We start from the raw sequence: 17,801 nt of genomic DNA on the forward strand, positions 1-17,801 counted from the left end.
GTTTTTATGTTTAATTTATCAAGCAAACATGAAGAAGTTCAAACCAGTTTAAGTACCTTTGAAGAGCTTAAAAAGCTATTGCACGATGCCGTTATCGAAGAGTACGAACAAGAACAAACCGCGCTTTTATCAAGTAATGTTCTCGAAAAAATCTCTGCATTGTGCAGTGAAATTCCACAATTTAATCAATCTTCATTTAACCAACATCAACAAGAGCAGGTTGTGCAGGCTGTTTTTGATGAAATTCAAGGCTTGGGACCTATTGCACAGTTTATGCTGGACGATCAGGTTAGTGATATTTTAATAAACGACACGCAAGATATATGGATTGATAAGCAAGGCAAACTACTTTGCACAGCCAGTAAGTTTGATGACGAACGCCATTTACGCCGATTTGTTGATCGCTTACTTGATGGCTGTGGTCGCCAGGTAAATGCGCTTATGCCAATTGTTGATGGCAAATTAAAAGATGGTAGCCGTGTTCATATTATTGTACCGCCTGCGTGTACCGGCGCCGCTATTGTGTCTATTCGTAAGTTTAATCATAAAAAAATAAACGATGACTTTTTAGTTAATAACCATTTTTTAGATAAAAACATCTTATTATTTTTAAAAAGTGCAGTTAAAACAGGCGTTAATATTTTAGTCTGTGGCAATGCGGGGGCTGGTAAAACGTCATTATTGAACGTACTTGCCAACTCAATTAATCCAAACGAACGTGTTGTAACCATTGAAGAAAGCGCTGAGCTTAATTTGCATCACAACCATGTTGTGCAATTGGAAGCCCACGACACTAACAGCGATGGTAAAGGTGCAGTAAGCCTAAGAGATTTAGTAAAAGCAGCCCTTAGAATGCGCGCAGATAGAATACTTGTAGGTGAGGTACGCTCAGGCGAAGTAATCGATATGCTCCAAGCAATGAACTGTGGCCACCAAGGTTCGATGACGACCATACATGCTAACAGTGCAAATGATGCCGTTATTCGTTTATCTACCTTAGTGCAGTTACACAATGCACAACTGAGCGATACCCATACAAGTTCGCTAATCGCGTCGAGTATTCAGCTCATAGTTCATGTTTCTCGCTCAACTAATGGCATCCGCACTCTAAAAAGTATTGGTGAAATTAAGCGTGTTAATGGCGGGGCACAATTTAGCCCGCTTTATAGTATTAACGAAGCAGAACCAGTACAAAGTGATTTAATAGATAACTCAAGTGTTATTGAGTTTATGAAAGGTCAAGGCGCAAATGCACAAGAATTGAAAGCATTACTGCACAATAACCCGGAGGCTAACAATGACTAAACTTGATTATTTATTAGCTATTGCGGCGGTTATAACTTTTGTACTGGCTGCGAGTGTATTGGCTTCTTTGTATGTGAATAATAAAAGCAACCAAAGCACTAAAAAAGCAGATATTTTAGAAGAAAAAGATGTCCTTACTCTGTCACTACGAGTGCTTGGTTTAAATATTAGTAACGCCTGGTTTATAAGCATGGCGTGCTCGCTCTCTAGTAGCTCCTGGTTTTTAGCTAAATTATATTACCCAGAGGCATCAACCAGCGCGTTTATTATTTCAATCGTGGTTTTTGTAACCTGTTTTATAACTGTGATTGACTTGGCTCATTATAAATTAGCAAAATTTGAGCATCACTTTTTAGAATTTATTGAAACCGTACAATCGTGTTTAAGCACAGGGCTATCGCTACAGCAATCAATGCACTTTGCTGATGAACATGCAGACCCATATATAAAAAAACAAAGCACCTTACTAATACAACGCATGAGCATGGGTAGTGATGCCGAAACGTCGTTTGCCCCATTAATTGAAAGATACAACTGCGAAACCGTAAGATTGTTTGCTCATAGCATCATTACACATACACAAAGCCAGTGCGATTTGACCGACATGCTAAAAAGCGTATGCAACATGATGTCGCTAATAACTCTCGACCGCCAACAGCTGAAAGCTAAGCTTTCCGGTACTAAATACGCTGCTGTGTTTAGTGGTTTTTTACCTTACGCACTAATTCCTTTATTTAGCTATACCGATCCAACCTGGTTTGAACCATTATTAAACGATCCTAATGGGATTGCATTTATAACGGTTGCGCTTCTTTGTCAGCTATTTGGCTTTTTATGGCTACGCCTTAGCTTAAGGGTAACATTATGATTGATATACTTTTACTTATCGGGCTTTTAGTAAGTATGGGCTCATTTATCCATATTCATAGGCAATCGCTTAAAGTCGAATTAGATAAACCCGATACTAAAAACATTAACTGGTATCCGCTAATTATCATCTCTAAACGTCAACTAAGACAAGCAGGGATTCAAATTAATAAAATATTAATAAGCCTGTACTGCTTTAAAGTGGCTGCTACTTTTAGTGCATTTACGGTTATAGAGCTAACAGGGTATGAGCTGAGCCAATCGATTAAATTATTACTGTGTTTTATGTGTTTTTTTGCACCCGAATGCTGGTTTTTATTACGTAAAAATCAACGTCAAACCACTATAAATAACAGCTTAGAGTTTTTTTTACGGGTGTTACTGGTTTACATGCGCGCCGGGTTTTCGTTAGAACGTTCATTTGCACTGGCGGTTGATCATGGATTGAGTCAAAAACACCCATTATACAAAGAGCTAAAGTTATTTTTATTCGAACTAAGTGCAGGTAAAGATCGTGAATTTGCATTTAATTCACTTTTTGAAAGAACCGGCGTATTAGGAATTAAAAAACTCGCAAACTTAATGTTAATAGGGTCAAAACTTGGTACGCCACTTATCCAAGCAGTAGAGGCTCAACTTGAAGGCCTAGCTTTAAAAAAGAACATTTTACTCGCTAAAAAGGTAAACAAAAAAGCGATGCACACAACCTTTCCCATTATCTTAATTTGTTTTCCGATGTTTTTAGTATTGGTGTTTTTTCCCGCAGCATTACAAGTAATGAACGTACTTAAAATGCTTGTAGAAGTGTTATAGGAGCCTGATATGAAAAAGCATTATCAACAAGGGTACATACTTACTATTGAGCTTATATTAATTATAACTATTTTAATTATTGGCTCAATTGGTGGGGTGATTTTAGTAAGGGATGCCCTTATTAAGCGCCATCAAACTAAGGTAGATAATCAAATTACTGTAGTTGATGCTAACAATAGACCACTCGGTATTGCAGTAAGTTTTGATGAGCATCAAGCACCACTTATTTTTTATACAGATCGTGGAGCAAACAACACGTACAGGGCATTAATAGGCATAAGAGATGATAGGTTTACCTCGCGAGAAGCTGTTTATTACGATGCTCCAAATTGCCAAGGTAACCCGTGTTTAAAGGGCTTAAGCGACGAAGCAACAGACAGCAAAGGTGTCAGCAAGTTAAATAATACCGGTAATGTAAGTTATATAAATGCGCTGCAGCAAGGTCCAAATTACGCAATAGGGCAGTTAGGTAACAGCGTTATTGGTCAGTTATTAAGAAGCACGCCACAACAATGCCCTGCTAATAGTGAACAAATTCTATCTCGTTATGTATCCCAAAAAGTAGTAACAGGCTCACCTTGTGAAAGCTTTGAAATAGATAAGCAACCAGCCGACAGCAGTTGTTTAGTTGGAGTAACAGCTTTAGGAAATCCACTTTTAGGTACAAGCGATCAAGGTTTATCACAATCGTGTGATACATGCCAAACAGGGTACGAATCGCAAGGTGACATACTTGATTTATATTTACCTCAGGTAGAACCGCTTTTAAATACAGCCCTTAATGCGCTTTCATTAGTAGGTATAGGCACAAACGTTGATATAGAGCTTGGCACAATATGCTGCCCAGAAGGTACACGCTTAGAAGATGATGAAAACATTGTAGAAACACTTGTTTTCACTATTTTACAAACCACATTTGAGGTGGTCGGTATCGATTTAGTAAATAACCTTATCATTAGTGAAACACTGAGCTTAATAGGGATTGAGCCAGGTATTACATATTGCAAAACATCACTTAATTTAGTTAATGCAGAACAAGTAATTAATATCACCACAGGCGAACCTGCTCTTAGTAGTTTAACGCCACCATTTAAAGTTTTACTGCCAGTACATAGCGGCCAAAACAGGACAACGTGGATACATACTCCCCCAAAAGGGGAAGGAGAACGTCAATGAACGCCTCAAATATATTTACCTCACATGCTAATTTAGCAGATACACCAACTGATGAAATATCAACAGAAATTAAAGAAACGCTAACGCTACTAAAACAGTTTTATGATGTTCCAATTGTTAAATTTATCGATTTTAGAGAGGTTTATTCAGAGCAGTTAATAACCTGCAACGATAAAGAAAGTGTCGAAAATGAGTTATTAAGCTATCAACTACGCTGCACACAAGAAAAACTATATTTATTTGAAGATACTTTTTTTGATGATGTATCAAACAACACGCACAAATTAATTCGCTTTTATGCACAATATCCAATTTATAGTGTCACTAATAAATTAATTGGCGTAGTGCTGATGGCTGATTTAGCACCTAAAACATTAATAGGTTCACAAAAAAATCAGTTTATTTCATTTGCTCAATTATTGCAGACACAGTTAAATAAAAATTCAGATTCAGTAAGTAATCAAATTACTAATCCTGTGAAAAAAAATTATGGGGAAAAGTATATTCATGTATTTAGTTTAGCGCCCGTGGCATTCTTAATTGCATTAGTATTATGCTCATTCACTGCATTACTGCTTTATACTATAGAAAAAAAGGAGCTGCAAAGTAATTACAATGAACAAACTCAGCAATTACGTAAAACGTTATTTAATGCTTTAGAGCGATTTGATAATCAAGGATTATATATATCGCAAAAAGATTTAGTTATCGCAGGCTTTTTACAAAGCCAAAATAGCTATACAAAAGAGCAGCTTAATGATTTAGTACAGAGTCAGGTTTCACAAAGCTTAACTTATAAAGGGTATATTGTGTTTGATTCTGAGTATAACCAACTTGCACTTTGGTCAAAAAATAATTTTGATTTAGCCGCGTATGGATTTAAAAACTGGTTAGAAAAACTCAATAATAGAGCGAATAAACAAGCAGTAGAAGTATTTACTGTTGCAGATACGGCCTTCTTAATTTCTGAAATAAAAATTAAACAAGGATCTATTTATACACTTACAGCATTTGATTTAAGTAAGTTTTTAAAAGCCGTTATTGGCAAATTAAACACTGAAAATTATAACGTTTTTATAGTAACACCACAGTTTACTTTAGGAGAACAAGGAGAAGTTAGCCCGAGTATAATTAAAAATAGTATTAGCGCTTTAAGTAGTCGTTTTCCACCTACATGGCGCTTACATGTGCAACCTATGAATAAAATAGTACGCCCACAAATAACTAAATATAGTTTAATTAGATTAGGGTTAATCTCTTTTTGTGTATTTGCCTTTGTGTATTATTTTTTACGTTTGCCAAGACGTTTACACAACGAAATAAAACAAAAAAATCAGTTAATACTCAATAGAGAAGAGCTTTTTTCAAGTTCTCTTGATGCACTGCCGCATGGGTTTGCTATTTTTAATAGCCACGAATTTCCTGTGATCACCAACAATGCATTTAACCTTTTATTTGCACAAGTGAATAAACAAAATAGTCAGCTATCGTATAGCCAGCTGGTAAGTATTGCGCAGCAGAATAATATTATAAATCACTACCATGAACATCATAAGCTTGATGATGATCGTAACCAATTAATAGATATAGGTTTTACAGACGGGAAGTGGATAACTGTATTACAAAGACATACAGATTTTAATGGTTTCGTTTGCTACTTTAGAGATGATACAGAGGCACATCAAAAAGAATGTTTACTCGCTGATGTTCTTGAAAAATCAAAACAGACAAATCAATTAAAAGAAAAATTTGTTACAAGGCTTAGCCGTCAATTAAAAACGCCTTTATCATCTTTAAAGTCATTAGTTGAAATATCTAAAGATCCAATAAGCTTTAACGAATTTAAAAACAATGTGGGGAATATTTCTGATGCATGCGACCAGCTCGAAAGTGTAATTCAACAACTCGTAAATATAAATAAATCGGAAATAGGTAAGTTAAAACTGCAGGCCAAAAACGTTAACCTGAATCATATGATCAATAATAATATTTCGATTTTAACTAAAGAAGCTGAAAACAAAAAAATAGTTCTTAAAAATAATATTACGCCTGGGTTAACCGTGGTAAGCGATGAAAAGTTAATTTCTCAATTGGTTATTCAGTTAGTGACAGAGGTTTTGGATTCGTCAAATAATACAACGCTATCTATTAACGCTCAGATTAAAAATGAAAGTAACCGTAATTACTTACACCTAGACTTTTCATTAAGCAATTTAATCGACAGTAGTTACTTTATAACTGAGCTTAAAAGTATATCGGGTGATGATATAGCACGTCTCATAGATGATAAAGACGTTTCATTAGAGTTAAAGTTTTTTATCTCAATATTTAAAATGTTAGGTGGTAAAGCGATAACTGTAAGTAGTAACGCGAATAAATCAACGATAACGCTTTCTATGCTGGTAAACAAAGTAACGAAGCAAGATAAAGACAATGTGCAAAAAGTACCAAGTAGCTCATTAAATACTGATTTAGTAAAAGCGAGTTTAGTGACTAAAAATCACCAAAACACGCTACTACTTGTTGATGACGATCCACTTGTAGAAATTGTGATTAGGGCAATGCTAAAAGATCAGAATATCATAATAGATTACGCATGCAGTGCGATAGAGGCTATGTTGATGGTTTCGCAAAATAGTTACGACATTATTCTAATGGATATAGTAATGCCAGAATTGTCGGGAACTGACGCTATGTTAAAAATTAAAAAACACAGTGATAATTCTAAAACTAAAATAATTGCGCATACATCGACACCCGATACAGAATCTAAATATGTAAATCAGGGCTTTGATGACATGTTATTAAAGCCAGTGAAACAAGGTGTTTTAATAAACCAAATAACACGTATTTTAAAAAGATAAGCCGCTGGGGTAATAAATGAAAAACATTAATGAAAATATGGCAGAAGTTATCGAGTTTAAAGTAACGCCAATAAATAAAACTAAACGACTACTTTTAGTAGATGATGACTTACTAATAGAAATAGTAATAAGAAAAATGCTTAAAGAAGAAAACATATTAATAGATTTTGCATCCAGTGCAATAGAGGCGCTATTAATGGTTTCTCAAAATATTTACGATATTATTTTAATGGACATAGTCATGCCACAGTTTACGGGCACCGACGCAATGCTAAAAATAAGAAAGCACGCTGATGCATCATCAACGAAAATTATTGCGCATACATTTAGTGAAAACGAAAATAGTAATAATAAATATATAAAGCTTGGGTTTAATGGTTTGTTATTAAAGCCAGTTAAGCAAGGTGTATTAATTGAAAATATTAGATCTTTCTTAAAGTGATTAATAGCAATAGTAGGGCGGTTCGCTGTTTATTACTTATTACTTATTACTTACTAAAAACTATTTAATAAGAATAATTTCTTCAAATTAGTAGCAACTTCGCTTTTGTAATTGTTGCATATTTAAGAGCAAACGCTTCACACTTCATAAAGTGGTTTAACAATCACAATTATCAAACTCTATAATAATAAAAAACAAATAAACTTACTTAGCCTAGAGCCCAAGTATTACAAGGGTTTGGGTTTGGGTTTGACTTTAAATTATTATAATTTTTGAATAACTAAAAAATACTCATCTTGGGATGGTATTTGCTTTATAAGGTTATATTCCAATTTTATAGTTCACGAAATATTATAATTTTTAAAGTTAACGAGGCAAAATTATGAGCAAAACACAGTACGTTACAGTAGCAGGTCATCAAATTGCTTATCAAGAAATGGGACAAGGAACACCTTTATTATTGATACACGGTATTCCGACTAATAAATTTTTATGGCGAAATGTGATGCCAAAACTTGCATCAAAATATCGGGTAATAGCACCAGATTTACTAAACTTTGGTGAATCAGATATGCCAATTAACACCGATGTATCTATAAATGCGCAATGTAGAATAATGTGTAAGTTTATGGAAGAACTCGGTATTTCTAAAGTTAATATTGCTGCACATGATATTGGTGGTGGTGTTGCTCAATTAATGGCGGTAAATCATCCTGATAAAGTAAACGGATTAGTTTTAATAGATAGTGTATGTTTTGATTCTTGGCCAATACCAGAATTTGAACCTTTGCTAGAACCTGGTGTAGAAGAAAAGACAAGTGTAGCTGAATTTGTTGATACATTAAGAGATTTCATGCCTAAAGGTGTATACGATTCTAGCGTAATGACTGAAGAGTTAATGGAAATATACTTGAAACCATGGAGCAACGAGCAAGGAAAAGCCGCTTTATTTAGTAACATGCGCAGGCTCAATAAAGAATATACACAAGCTATTGCGGGCGATCTTAAAAGCTTACCTCATGAAACACTCATATTATGGGGTGAAGAAGACAAGTTTCAAAAGCCAAAATATGCACCAATGTTAGAAGAAGCCATTCCAAATTCATCATTAATTTGGTTAGATAAAGCCGCTCACTGGGTTGTTGATGAATATCCAGATAAAGTATCTGAGCTTATTAGTGAATTTATGAATGATAAAAAATTCTAAAGTCTCAGCAAGTACATCAGTAGGATAGTTAAAAAGCCATTAAATTCAACATCTTGAATTTTACTGGATGAAATATCTACTAGGAAGTTATTGTTAATACCGCTTGGATATATTAATAACCAAGCGGTATTTTTATATGTTCAAGAAGCTAATAGCGTAAATGGGAAAAACATTAACTATTAAGATAAGTAGGTTAATGCTTATTAAATAGTCAAAATATCGCGTTTATACGTTAATTAATGAAGGTGAGTAACTTGGTTATGTATTTATTTATTCCATTTAACATAATATAAATTATAGGTAGTTAATGTATATATAGAAAGAGCGCCTAAATGCGCCCTTACTATGTCCAATACTAGACGGTATCGGACATTAAGTGTTTTTATTACAATAACTAGTATTACTAATACAGATACTTTATTTATCAATTTGTTTAATCAATACTAAGTAATCGCTCAGCTGTATATTCGTTAGTAATTAATCCACTGATCATGTTTGACCTTACTGCGCCCAAAATGGCTAACACTTTTTCTTCACCAGCAGCTATCGCATAAATCTGTTTGTTAGCATTTGTTTTTAATGGCGTACTTGCTACACGCTGATTAACTGTGCAATCTAAAAGCTTACCGTTTTTATCAAACACCCAACTAATCATTTCACCAACAGCACCCAGATCTTGTAACTCTTTAAGTTCTTGCGCATCAATAAAACCATCTATATGTAATGGCGACTTTTCACCTAAGCTACCAATACCCACAAATGTTACATCGGCATCTTTAGCGAGTTTTAAATTACCGGTAATATTTTGTTGTGCGTGCAACTGTTCTTTTTCTTCAATGCTTCTTGGTAAAACTGGCAATGGCATTGGATAATGTTTTGCATTGGTGTGTTCGGCCATTCTTACTACAACATCATAAGGTGAAGCCGATCCATCCAAAGCCATATTACCTAGCATGGCTACAATTTTATGTTGCGGACAATCAACGGTTCTTAGCTCATCCACACATGAACGTAAAACTCGACCGGTTCCCATAGCAAGTACTTTGGGTTGTTCTGATTTTAAATGACGTTCTATTTCTGCCGCGCCAGCTTGAGCCAAACCTAATGTAGATGAAGGTTCAGATGGATCGCTCGGTACAACTTCACACGAATCTAACCCAAAACGGCTTTTTAATTTTTCGGCCAAATCCATACATTTAGCAATCGGGTGGTCAAGTCTAACTTTAATTAATCCTTGGCTCACAGATAATGCGACCATTCTTTGTGCAGATTGACGAGATATATTTAGCTTTTTGGCAATTTCATCTTGTGTGTTACCGCCAACATAATATAACCACCCTGCTCTGGCTGCATCATCTAGCTTTCTAATTTCTGTATTTGATAGCTTTACCACGTAAACCTCTTAAAATAGAAGGAAAACTAAGTCCTTATTTTCATTACATAATTTTAATTATATGTGCTGCTATATAAATTATTTTATTAATTTTGGATTATCTATTTATCAATAACGTTTTTGTTATTTATAGTTTTAAATATACCATTCCTTAATAAAAAATACCTAGGTTTCATAGGATTATGTAATTAGAATTTAGTTAATAGCACCCTTATAAAGGTGCTATTTAAGGTAATTAAAGATTGGCTTTAGCGAATTGTTAAACCGTTATTATCAAACTTTAATACTTTATCATCCGGTGCGCTTAGGTAAATACTGTCGCCATATTTTAACGGACAATCACCATCTGCTTTTACTGTTACGGTCCCTTTGCCTTCAATATTTATATGTAAAAAGCTCTCAGACCCTAAATGTTCAATTACACCGACAGTACCAGCCCACGTGCCTTGCTCAGTAGAGAGTGTTATATGCTCTGGTCGTATACCAATACAACTAACATTCGCATTTTCATTTTGTGGAGCATCTATAAAATTCATTTTTGGAGAGCCAATAAAACCAGCTACAAATTTGTTTACTGGGTTTTTATAAAGCTCTAAAGGTGTGCCTACCTGTTCAATAATACCGGCATTAAATACCGCGATTCTATCTGCCATTGTCATGGCTTCAACCTGATCGTGCGTAACATAAACCATTGTTGTAGCTAAGCTTTTATGTAATTCAGATATTTCTAAACGCATATTTACACGTAATGACGCATCAAGATTCGAAAGCGGTTCATCAAATAAAAATGCCGAAGGTTGGCGTACAATTGCGCGCCCTATTGCTACGCGCTGGCGCTGACCGCCCGACAATTGCCCTGGCTTTCGGTCTAAATAATCGGTCAAATTAAGAATTTTAGCGGCGTTAGCAATTTTACTTTCGATTTCTGTAGGGCTAACTTTGGCTCTTTTTAAAGGAAAAGCAATATTGTTACGCACTGTCATATGCGGATATAACGCATAGGATTGAAACACCATTGCTAAGCCTCTTTTTGCAGGCGGTGTTTTTGTAGCGTCAATGCCGTCAATTTCTATATTACCACTGGTGGTATCTTCAAGACCTGCGATCATACGAAGTAATGTAGATTTACCACAGCCTGATGGCCCAACAAATACGATAAACTCACCGTCTTTAATTTCTAAGTCGAGCGGTTTAATTACGTTAACTTCATCAAAGTTTTTAGTGACTTGTTTTAGTGTGATGCTGCCCATGTGTATTCTCCTATTTTACTGCGCCGAAACTTAATCCACGCACTAATTGTTTTTGACTAAACCAACCAAGTATTAAAATTGGCACAATGGCCATGGCAGATGCTGCCGATAACTTAGCGTAAAATAACCCCTCAGGGCTTGAGTAACTGGCAATAAATGCCGTTAAAGGTGCAGCATTTGCAGCGGTTAAAATAAGTGTCCAAAACGCTTCGTTCCACGACAAAATAACATTGAGTAATAGCGTTGAGGCTATACCCGGTAAGGCTATTGGCAATAAAACATGGAATATTTCTTCACCAATTGTTGCGCCATCCATACGAGAAGCTTCAAGTATTTCGTTTGGTATTTCTCTAAAGTAGGTGTAAAGCATCCATACCATTATTGGTAAGTTAATGAGTGTCATTACAATAACCAAACCTAATTTTGTATCGAGTAATGCAAAGTCGCGAAACAATAAATAGATAGGAATAAGTACGCCAACTGGTGGTAACATTTTGGTTGAAAGCATCCACATTAATAAGTGCTTTGTTTTTTTAGTTTGCACAAACGCCATAGACCACGCAGCAGGTACCGCAATTAATAACCCCAGTAAACTTGAACCTAGTGATATAACTACAGAGTTCCAAAAATGGGTAAAGTATGGCGAGCGCGACAGTACATCGCGGTAATTTTCGAGCGTCCAATCGAATGCATATAAGCTTGGACTTGCTGAAATTGCTTCAGCTTCCGTTTTAAAGCTGGTGATTAACGTCCATAAAATTGGAAAGAAAATCATGCCGCTTATTGTCCATGCAGCAATGGTATAAATTAGTTTGGAACGACGGCTATCTTTTATAGTCATAATTAACCCTCCAAGTTTTTGCCAATTAAGCGCATTAAAAATATAGCGACAATATTTGCAATTATTACTGCAACTATGCCCCCTGCCGAACCGCCACCTACATCAAATTGAAGTAGTGATTGCGTGTAAATTAAGTACGTTATATTGGTAGACGAATAACCAGGACCACCACTTGTTGTAACTAATATTTCGGCAAAAATTGACAGTAAAAATATAGTTTCGATTAAAATAACAGCGGTTACAGCGCGCGATAAGTGCGGCAAAACGATGTAAAAAAACTTACTAAATGGCCCAGCTCCGTCTAAATCAGCCGCTTCTAATTGTTCACGGTCTAATGATTGTATTGCTGTTAGCAGTATTAATGCTGCAAATGGTAACCACTGCCAAGACACAATTATGATGATTGAAAATAACGGCATTTGAGCAAAAAAGTCGATAGGTTCAAAGCCAAGCCAAATCGCGAAATGTGCAAATAAGCCATTAACTGGGTTCATTAGCATGTTTTTCCATACCAATGCCGACACAGTTGGCATTACAAAAAATGGGGCTAGTACCATAATGCGAACGTAATTTCGTCCCCATATTGCTTGGTCTAGTAAAATGGCTAAGCCAATACCACCACAAATAGTGATAAGTAAAACCCCAGTTACTAGGTAAAGCGTGTTAAAAAATGATTCAAAAAAAGCCGGATCAGTTAGGAAAAATTCATAGTTTAAAAAGCCTACAAACTCTTTATCCCCTGGAACGAGTAAGTTGTAATCAATAAATGAAAAATACAATGTCATACACAGCGGAACTATCATCCAAGCAAGTAATAAAATTACACTAGGAAGAAGCATAAACCGAGCAAGCGTGCGCGAGTTAGTTGTTGCCATAAAGGTGACCTTAAAAAAGCCAATTCTATTTACTTGTTAACTATCAAGTGAAAATCAGAAACCCTTGATAGTGTTTATAACTAACAAGTAAATAGAATTGACATAAAATATTGGGTAAGTTTGAGTACTTACCCGCCCATTACATGCTATTTAGGATAGCGAGCTTTACGCATTGTTCGCTCAACGAGGTGCTGAGACGTACTAAGCGCTTGCTTAACGGTCATTTGGCCAGTTAATGCTGCTGAGAATTGTTGCCCAACAGCTGTACCAATTCCTTGAAACTCAGGAATAGCAACAAACTGAATACCTACATAAGGCACTGGTTTAACTGTCGGATTTTTAGGATCTGCAGATTGAATAGAATCTAAAGTAATTTGCGCAAACGGTGCTGCGTCCATGTACTTTTGATTACTGTAAAGTGATTTACGTGTACCTGGCGGTACTTTTGCCCAACCTTTTTTATCGGCTACAAGTTGTGTGTATTCTTTAGATGTTGCCCAGCTAATAAATTTCATTGCGGCATCTGGTTTTTTGCTGCTTGCCGGTACGGCTAAAGTCCAAGACCATAACCAGTTACCGCGTTTACCTAGACCGTTATCTGGCGCAAGTGCAAACCCTACTTTATCGGCAACTTCTGAATCTTTTTTGTTAGTAACAAATGCGCCTGCAACGGTTGCATCAATCCAAATACCACATTTTCCGGTTTGAAAAAGTGCAAGGTTTTCATTAAAACCGTTTGCAGATGAACCAGCAGGACCAGATTCTTTCATCACATCGACATAATACTGAAGGGTATTTTCCCACTCTGGGGTATTAAACTGAGGTTTCCAATTTTCATCAAACCAACGCGCACCAAACGAATTTGCCATGGATGTAATAAGCGCAACGTTTTCGCCCCAACCTGCTTTACCACGTAGACAAAGGCCATAAACACCTTCTTTTTTATCTGTCATCGCTTTAGCAGCTTTGCGTATAAAGTCCCATGTTGGGGCTTTAGGCATTGTCAGCCCTGCTTTTTCCATTAAGTCAGTGCGGTACATAACCATTGAGCTTTCGCCATAAAATGGCGCAGCATAAAGCTTGTCGTTAATCGTTAAACCGCTTCGAATTGCCGGAATTAAATCGTCTAAATCGTAGTTTTCACCTAAATTATCCAGCTCTTTTAGCCAATTTTGCTTGCCCCAAATTGGTACTTCATAAGTACCTATGGTCATAACATCGTATTGGCCGCCCTTTGTTGCAACATCGGTTGTGACACGTTGGCGAAGAATGTTTTCCTCTAGAGTAACCCATTTTAGATCTATATCCGGGTTTTGGCTGGTAAAGTCACTGCTTAATTCTTTCATGGTGATCATGTCACCATTGTTAACAGTCGCTATTGTGATTGTTTCTTTTGCCGCAGCGCCCATGCTTATAAAGCCACACGCGAGCATAATTAATTTATTTTTCATCGGGTATTCCCCATACACGTTATGTTTTAACAAGTGCTATTAAATTTCAATCTATTACCAATTCTATTTATGGCAGTTTTAACGCATAAAACTGCCCGCAAAGTGCCTTTTTAGGTCCTTTGTTTAAATAGTTAGACTAGTTGGATAATGATTTAAAATTTAACAGATATTTCAGAAGTGAAGCCGTCAAATCCTTTACCGATTTGGCCGCCCGAATTAACACCTTCTTCTTGGTTAACATACTCAACTTTTAAAAGCGTTTTATCGTTAAACCAGTAACCTGCGGCTACTTGAATACGCTCTACTGTGTTGTCTGTTTGTTCAATTAAGTCGGAAGTGTTATCGGCTTCTGCATAACGAGCCGCTACATATAGCTTTTTAGGGATTAGATATTGTTGTGCTTCAAACACGAAGTACTCAACCGATGAGTCGCCTTCTATTACACTGTTTGAATCAAAAGTAGTGCCATTTTCATCAGCTATGCCGTTTGTACCAAAGTAGGTAATACCGGCAACTGCATTACCAGCGGCATCTGCAAATGTGTAATCATCAGACGATTTACCAACCATAAAAATTAAGCTAGTTTCGTCAGATGGTTGATAAGCTAAGTTAAGCTGGATGATTGATTGCTCAAGCCCTGGCATTGCGCCAACGTGAGTGTCACGCTCGTTTGAAGGTGACGCTGAGAAATTATAGTTTTCACCATCGCCAAAGCGATAGTTTGTTGTGGTTACACCATCAAGACTTGCTACGCCATTTTCAAAACGTAACTGGTCGCCCTGATTCGCTTTTAATAAGTTTAAGCCTGCTTTAAAGCCACCTTCAAATTCTAGAGTACCTTGAAGTCGGTAGTTATAACCTCTGTCTTCTTGAAATGCTTCACCGAAACTTGAAGTCGTAATGTGACCTGTAACATTATAAGCACGTACTACACCACTATCGAAAGTTTCGCTGTAACTTAGCTGTGCGCCGTTTTCTGCGGTTGCGTAATCGGTAATACCATTACCAATAAGTGCATTACTTTGGTTATCTGCGCCGTCTTGAAAGCCTTTAAATTGAAATGGTGAGCCACCAATATTACCCAAACGCAGTGTTAAATTTGCGTTTTCTTTTGGTGTGCCATATAGACCTAGTAAGTCAAATTCAACACCTGCAAAATCGTTGTGAAATGAAAAGTCACGATCTTCGCCACCAAAGTCATTAGGCTCTTCTGCAATATCTATATCGGCAGTGATGAACTCGTTAATATGAAATTTAAGCATTAGATTAGCTCTAATACGGCCAAATCCTGATTCTTGTTCTTCATCTTCTGGACGAAATGCACCATCTTTAGCCTGAATTGACTGAAAGTTTTGCATTAGTAAAAAGTCTACGTCAACGCGATCTAAATATTCAGAAATATCAGCCTGTGCTGGAGCCGATGTAGCCATAGCTGCCGCTATGAGAGAAATTGCAAATTTAGTCTTTTTATTATTCAACATAATAAGCTCTTTATTTAGTGTGGTGTGTGATGCCAACTTTATTAAATTGCATTTTCATTTAATGAAATTGGTATTAATTCAGTGTGTATAGATGAGGCTGACTGAGCAAAACATTAAGTGGTTAATGAAACTGCACTTGTGAGCATAAGCCCATCTGCTGAGCATAATCACAGAATGAATTTAGAAGGTCAACGATTTTTTATTACAAAACGTTTACAAAAAATCGAATTCATATGTAAATATTTTTGAATCAATAAGTTAAGTAGCAAATTTGTTACATCAAATTTTGATGGAATGTTGTATTGGATTAAGGAATTTCTTATGAATACGTCATTATTGTTCATTACAATTAATGAAAATATAAGTTAGTAGAAGATATGAGAGCAGATAATCCTTTAAAAATACGTTGTTGGGCAAACCTATAAACAGTTTATTTATTGGTGTTTTTTAAGTAACGTTCTTGAGCTTATGATGGGGTTAGCTTAGTATTAAAGCACTTAGATGTATTCAAAATAGAAGTAACCTACATATGGAATTTGTTCGCCCGCTAGAGCCCATCCTCATTATTGATGACGTTAAGGAAATTCGTGATTATCTAAACCAAATTTTAACTGACTTAGGGTTTGAAGATATATTAGAAAGTGCTGATTTTAGCTCTGCCAAACCTATTATGGACAATAAACCGCCAGGCGTTATATTTGTAGATGTAGATTTACCAGACTCTAACGGTGCAGAGATATTGGAATACATTAATAGTGCTTACCCGCACACTCATGTTGTTATGTGTTCGGGCCACAATAGTCTCGAAAACGTACAAAACACGTGGGAAATGGGCGCTAAAGGTTTTATTGCAAAACCTTTTAATACAAAAAAAGTAGACACTGTAATGAAGCGTCTTGAAATAATAGAATAATAATAAGGTTAGCATGCATAGTACTGTTACTGCGATTATAGACGATCTTTCGAGTGTTATATTTGGTAAACAACAACAAATAAAACTGGCACTTACATGCTTATTTAGCGAAGGGCATTTACTCATTGAAGATTTGCCTGGCATGGGAAAAACCACTCTTTCTCATGCATTGTCAGCTGTGTTAGGCTTATCGTATCAGCGTATACAATTTACCAGTGATCTTCTCCCTGCTGATATTTTGGGTACTAACGTGTTTAATTCTACTGAGCACAGTTTTACATTTCATAAAGGCCCTATTTTTAGCCAAGTTGTTTTAGCTGATGAAATAAACCGCGCAGGGCCCAAAACACAAAGTGCGTTGCTTGAAGCAATGGAAGAGCAGCAAGTGACAGTTGATGGAAAAAAATATACGCTGCCAAATCCATTTTTTGTGATAGCAACACAAAACCCGCTTTATCAATCAGGTACCTACCCGTTACCTGAGTCGCAATTAGACCGATTTTTAATGCGCATTAGCTTAGGTTTTCCACCTAAAGAAGCCGAAAAACGCTTAATTTTGAAAATGCAAAAACGAGATTACAGCCAATTACCTAAGCGTATTAACCAACAAGAGTTAGCGGCAATTCAATCCCAGATAAGCCAAATTACTTTAAGTAGCCCGGTTATTGACTACATTATAGAGCTTGTTAATTACACACGCACAAGCAACGCTTTTGCATCATCGTTATCACCTCGTGCTAGTATGGCTCTGGCTAAAGCGGCTAGGTCGTGGGCCTTTATTGATGGTCGTGATTTTGTAATGCCAGAAGATGTTCAAGCCGTATTTGCAAGTGTGTGTCAGCATCGATTAGGTTTGCATAATGAGTCAGGTGAAGCGCAAGTAAACGATATTTTAAAAAACGTATTAGTTCCGGTATAAACTT

15 protein-coding genes are annotated in these 17,801 nt (G+C 36.2%); 9 read left to right on the forward strand and 6 right to left on the reverse strand.

What is annotated here, in order from left to right; genetic code table 11:
* Positions 1 to 6: 6 nt before the first annotated feature.
* The 7 genes from H5089_RS00930 (at position 7) to H5089_RS00960 (ending at position 8,674) form a co-directional block, all read left to right on the forward strand.
* The gene (locus H5089_RS00930; protein ID WP_182711253.1) at positions 7 to 1,305 is read left to right on the forward strand and encodes a CpaF family protein; all 1,299 of its coding nucleotides are present in this window, start codon (positions 7 to 9) and stop codon (positions 1,303 to 1,305) included.
* Positions 1,298 to 2,173: a type II secretion system F family protein gene (locus H5089_RS00935; RefSeq protein ID WP_182711254.1), complete on the forward strand. Its 876-nt coding sequence runs from the start codon at positions 1,298 to 1,300 to the stop codon at positions 2,171 to 2,173. The genes H5089_RS00930 and H5089_RS00935 overlap by 8 nt, the downstream gene beginning before the upstream one ends.
* Entirely contained in the window at positions 2,170 to 2,985 is an 816-nt protein-coding gene (locus H5089_RS00940; RefSeq protein ID WP_169043649.1) for a type II secretion system F family protein, read from the forward strand. The genes H5089_RS00935 and H5089_RS00940 overlap by 4 nt, the downstream gene beginning before the upstream one ends.
* A 9-nt stretch (positions 2,986 to 2,994) precedes the next feature.
* On the forward strand, positions 2,995 to 4,161 hold the full coding sequence (locus H5089_RS00945; RefSeq protein WP_182711255.1) for a hypothetical protein: 1,167 nt from the start codon (positions 2,995 to 2,997) through the stop codon (positions 4,159 to 4,161).
* Positions 4,158 to 7,025 (forward strand): hybrid sensor histidine kinase/response regulator, encoded by a 2,868-nt coding sequence (locus tag H5089_RS00950; RefSeq protein ID WP_182711256.1) that lies wholly within the window; start codon positions 4,158 to 4,160, stop codon positions 7,023 to 7,025. Before H5089_RS00945 ends, H5089_RS00950 begins: the two co-directional genes overlap by 4 nt.
* A 16-nt stretch (positions 7,026 to 7,041) precedes the next feature.
* Positions 7,042 to 7,467 (forward strand): response regulator, encoded by a 426-nt coding sequence (locus H5089_RS00955; protein ID WP_182711257.1) that lies wholly within the window; start codon positions 7,042 to 7,044, stop codon positions 7,465 to 7,467.
* Positions 7,468 to 7,849: 382 nt separating this feature from the next.
* On the forward strand, positions 7,850 to 8,674 hold the full coding sequence (locus tag H5089_RS00960; protein WP_182711258.1) for an alpha/beta fold hydrolase: 825 nt from the start codon (positions 7,850 to 7,852) through the stop codon (positions 8,672 to 8,674).
* 433 nt (positions 8,675 to 9,107) lie between these two features.
* Here the strand turns inward: H5089_RS00960 and H5089_RS00965 are convergent, their stop codons facing one another.
* From H5089_RS00965 to H5089_RS00990, 6 genes are all read right to left on the reverse strand, one after another.
* Complete coding sequence (locus H5089_RS00965; protein WP_002960874.1) at positions 9,108 to 10,067, reverse strand: sugar-binding transcriptional regulator; 960 nt, start codon at positions 10,065 to 10,067, stop codon at positions 9,108 to 9,110.
* A 248-nt stretch (positions 10,068 to 10,315) separates the two neighbouring features.
* Complete coding sequence (locus H5089_RS00970) at positions 10,316 to 11,317, reverse strand: ABC transporter ATP-binding protein (protein WP_182711259.1); 1,002 nt, start codon at positions 11,315 to 11,317, stop codon at positions 10,316 to 10,318.
* A gap of 10 nt (positions 11,318 to 11,327) precedes the next feature.
* Positions 11,328 to 12,158, reverse strand: a complete 831-nt coding sequence (locus tag H5089_RS00975; protein WP_024589367.1) for a carbohydrate ABC transporter permease — start codon at positions 12,156 to 12,158, stop codon at positions 11,328 to 11,330.
* 2 nt (positions 12,159 to 12,160) lie between these two features.
* Positions 12,161 to 13,033 carry a carbohydrate ABC transporter permease gene (locus tag H5089_RS00980; protein WP_002960879.1) on the reverse strand — a complete coding sequence of 291 codons (873 nt, stop codon included), beginning with the start codon at positions 13,031 to 13,033 and terminating at the stop codon, positions 12,161 to 12,163.
* A gap of 146 nt (positions 13,034 to 13,179) precedes the next feature.
* Complete coding sequence (locus tag H5089_RS00985) at positions 13,180 to 14,484, reverse strand: sugar ABC transporter substrate-binding protein (protein ID WP_007377152.1); 1,305 nt, start codon at positions 14,482 to 14,484, stop codon at positions 13,180 to 13,182.
* Positions 14,485 to 14,636: 152 nt separating this feature from the next.
* Positions 14,637 to 15,965: a hypothetical protein gene (locus H5089_RS00990; RefSeq protein WP_165723449.1), complete on the reverse strand. Its 1,329-nt coding sequence runs from the start codon at positions 15,963 to 15,965 to the stop codon at positions 14,637 to 14,639.
* A gap of 529 nt (positions 15,966 to 16,494) precedes the next feature.
* Between H5089_RS00990 and H5089_RS00995 the strand changes: the two genes are divergently transcribed.
* Positions 16,495 to 16,878 (forward strand): response regulator, encoded by a 384-nt coding sequence (locus H5089_RS00995; RefSeq protein ID WP_002960883.1) that lies wholly within the window; start codon positions 16,495 to 16,497, stop codon positions 16,876 to 16,878.
* A 13-nt stretch (positions 16,879 to 16,891) separates the two neighbouring features.
* Positions 16,892 to 17,797 (forward strand): MoxR family ATPase, encoded by a 906-nt coding sequence (locus H5089_RS01000; protein ID WP_182711260.1) that lies wholly within the window; start codon positions 16,892 to 16,894, stop codon positions 17,795 to 17,797.
* The last annotated feature ends 4 nt before the right edge of the window (positions 17,798 to 17,801 follow it).

It is taken from the genome of Pseudoalteromonas sp. SR45-1, from assembly GCF_014163655.1.
Classification (GTDB): Bacteria; Pseudomonadota; Gammaproteobacteria; order Enterobacterales; family Alteromonadaceae; genus Pseudoalteromonas; species Pseudoalteromonas distincta.

Coding starts and splice junctions, on each gene's coding strand:
- H5089_RS00950 (WP_182711256.1), top strand. CDS start 4,158: ATGAACGCCTCAAATATATTTACCTCACATGCTAATTTAGCAGATACA.
- H5089_RS00955 (WP_182711257.1), top strand. CDS start 7,042: ATGAAAAACATTAATGAAAATATGGCAGAAGTTATCGAGTTTAAAGTA.
- H5089_RS00980 (WP_002960879.1), bottom strand. CDS start 13,033: ATGGCAACAACTAACTCGCGCACGCTTGCTCGGTTTATGCTTCTTCCT.
- H5089_RS00935 (WP_182711254.1), top strand. CDS start 1,298: ATGACTAAACTTGATTATTTATTAGCTATTGCGGCGGTTATAACTTTT.
- H5089_RS00970 (WP_182711259.1), bottom strand. CDS start 11,317: ATGGGCAGCATCACACTAAAACAAGTCACTAAAAACTTTGATGAAGTT.
- H5089_RS00990 (WP_165723449.1), bottom strand. CDS start 15,965: ATGTTGAATAATAAAAAGACTAAATTTGCAATTTCTCTCATAGCGGCA.
- H5089_RS00995 (WP_002960883.1), top strand. CDS start 16,495: ATGGAATTTGTTCGCCCGCTAGAGCCCATCCTCATTATTGATGACGTT.
- H5089_RS00975 (WP_024589367.1), bottom strand. CDS start 12,158: ATGACTATAAAAGATAGCCGTCGTTCCAAACTAATTTATACCATTGCT.
- H5089_RS01000 (WP_182711260.1), top strand. CDS start 16,892: ATGCATAGTACTGTTACTGCGATTATAGACGATCTTTCGAGTGTTATA.
- H5089_RS00985 (WP_007377152.1), bottom strand. CDS start 14,484: ATGAAAAATAAATTAATTATGCTCGCGTGTGGCTTTATAAGCATGGGC.
- H5089_RS00960 (WP_182711258.1), top strand. CDS start 7,850: ATGAGCAAAACACAGTACGTTACAGTAGCAGGTCATCAAATTGCTTAT.
- H5089_RS00945 (WP_182711255.1), top strand. CDS start 2,995: ATGAAAAAGCATTATCAACAAGGGTACATACTTACTATTGAGCTTATA.
- H5089_RS00930 (WP_182711253.1), top strand. CDS start 7: ATGTTTAATTTATCAAGCAAACATGAAGAAGTTCAAACCAGTTTAAGT.
- H5089_RS00940 (WP_169043649.1), top strand. CDS start 2,170: ATGATTGATATACTTTTACTTATCGGGCTTTTAGTAAGTATGGGCTCA.